This window comes from Pseudolysinimonas sp., assembly GCF_031389465.1.
In the GTDB taxonomy this organism is placed as follows: domain Bacteria; phylum Actinomycetota; class Actinomycetes; order Actinomycetales; family Microbacteriaceae; genus Pseudolysinimonas_A.
In genome coordinates this window covers 1-1,943 of record NZ_JANMSQ010000328.1, presented here as the reverse complement: position 1 = coordinate 1,943, position 1,943 = coordinate 1, and the positions used below count along the sequence as shown (strand labels likewise).

The window sequence follows — 1,943 nt, the reverse complement described above, 5'->3', positions numbered from 1 at the left end:
CCGACGTGCCGAGAGCGCGGGCGATGGCATGGTCCGACAGGCCATCGGTGAGCAGCCGCAACACGGACTCCCAGCCATCCGTAACGGTGCGGAACGGCATCGCGAGCGACCACTGCGTCTCGGCGACGTACGACAGCGCCGAAACGATCGACGGATGTCGAATCACCAGAATGCTGCCGGGTGCGCGATCCGCCCAGGTCAGTGGGATGGCCGCGTACACCCCGTCGTCTACACAGATCCAGTTCGGCACCTGGGGGAGCGTGCGGATCTCCATGCCCGCCGCCTCGAGCAGCTCGAGGGTCGGCTGTGCGGCCGGGTCAGCGCAGACTGAAGTGGGAAGGATGCCGCGCATCGCGATGTCGATTCCCGCCAAGGCATCGACCTCGCCGGCGCCGAGGGCGACGATGCCGCGCAGAACGGTGAGATCGGGGAAGAGGCAAATCAGCTGTCTCGGGGGCCCTTCCGACGCGAAGCGCGCCCAGGTGTCCCACTGAGCCCGGTAGCCGTGCACGATCTCTGCGGTGAGTCCGAATTCGGAGCCGGACGCGCCCAGTTCCCAGTCTTTCGTGATCGTGGGGAGGGCCCTGAGCAAATGGCCGACAGCCGCCGCGCTCGCCTGCTGCCCCGCGACGACGCGCGCCAGGATCGTCGCCACCGCAACGTCGGGCGAGATCGGCTCGATCGTGGTTCCGACCCGCCGCAGAAAACCGGCCCGCTCAAGGTCGTCGAGGATGTCAGCGAGTCGGGTGGGCGGCAGCGCAGCGTGTTCGGAGAGCTCGGCGACGGTCGCGGTGCGGGCCCGATACAGATGGCGCAACACCGTGAGCGTCTCGACATCGGTCAGCGCCCGCGTACCCGAATCTGCCACGTCATCCACTCTCGACTCGTCCCTGTACGGCAAATCGCGGCCCGTTTCGATCATCGTAGGCTGGCGGCATGGCGGCGACGTGGTCTCTGGGGTCTGCCCTGCGGGGGATGTTCTCGCGCGCCACGATTGACGACGAGACGTGGGACCTGCTCGAAGACGCTCTCATCTCCGCGGATTTCGGCCCCGACTTGACCGACGCGATCGTCGACGAGTTGCGCGGCAAGGTCGCGAAGTACCGCACGACCGACCCGGCCGACCTGCAGCGGATGCTGCGCGAAACCATCGAGGAACGGCTTTCCCGCCTTGACTCGACCCTCACCCTGTCGAACCGGCCAGCGGTCGTGCTCGTCGTCGGAGTGAACGGCGTCGGCAAGACGACGACGATCGGCAAGTTCGCGAAGTTCCTCACCAACTACGGCCGCTCCGTCGTGGTTGGCGCTGCCGACACCTTCCGCGCCGCCGCGGTCGAGCAACTCGCCACCTGGGCGGAACGCGGGGGAGCGACCATCGTGCGGCCGCAACAGGCGGGGCAGGATCCGGCATCCGTCGCCTTCCAGACCGTCGAGAAGGCGAGAGCTGAGGGCATCGAGATCGTGCTCATCGACACCGCTGGCCGGTTGCAGACCAAGAGCGACCTGATGGATGAACTCTCCAAGGTGCGCCGCGTTGTCGAGAAACTCGAGCCCATCGCCGAGGTGTTGCTCGTGCTCGACGCGACGACGGGGCAGAACGGCCTCGCCCAGGCGGAGGCGTTCATCGAACACGCCGGGGTGACGGGGCTCGTGCTCACCAAACTCGACGGTTCCGCCAAGGGGGGTTTCGTGCTCGCCGTGCAAGAGAAGACCGGCATCCCGATCAAACTCGTCGGGCAAGGTGAGGGCATCGGCGACCTGACCGGTTTCACCCCGCACGTCTTCGCCCAGCAGCTCGTCGGCTAGGTGTAGCGACCCGTGAGGTTGTGAACGCGGCAGGCGGGGGTGTGGCCTCCGAGGGCGCTGTGGGGTCGTCGGTGATTGTATTCCTCGAGCCAGTCGGGGTAGGTGGCGGATCGGGCTTCGTTGGAGAGGTAGGTGGT

Annotated in this window: 3 protein-coding genes; 1 reads left to right on the top strand and 2 read right to left on the bottom strand. The window is 67.1% G+C overall.

Annotated elements, in window-relative coordinates; genetic code table 11:
- Positions 1-868: helix-turn-helix domain-containing protein (locus RMO30_RS12595; protein WP_309714090.1), on the bottom strand; the 868-nt coding region annotated here is incomplete at its 3' end.
- 68 nt (positions 869-936) lie between these two features.
- Between RMO30_RS12595 and ftsY the strand changes: the two genes are divergently transcribed.
- Positions 937-1,806 (top strand): signal recognition particle-docking protein FtsY, encoded by an 870-nt coding sequence (ftsY, locus tag RMO30_RS12590; RefSeq protein WP_309714087.1) that lies wholly within the window; start codon positions 937-939, stop codon positions 1,804-1,806.
- Here ftsY and RMO30_RS12585 read toward each other — a convergent pair.
- A partial coding sequence (locus RMO30_RS12585; protein WP_309714092.1) for an integrase core domain-containing protein occupies positions 1,803-1,943 on the bottom strand: 141 nt, incomplete at its 5' end. The two genes, ftsY and RMO30_RS12585, sit on opposite strands and share 4 nt — an antisense overlap.

Excerpts from the sequence above, each read along its gene's own strand:
- ftsY (WP_309714087.1), top strand. The coding sequence starts at position 937 with ATGGCGGCGACGTGGTCTCTGGGGTCTGCCCTGCGGGGGATGTTCTCG.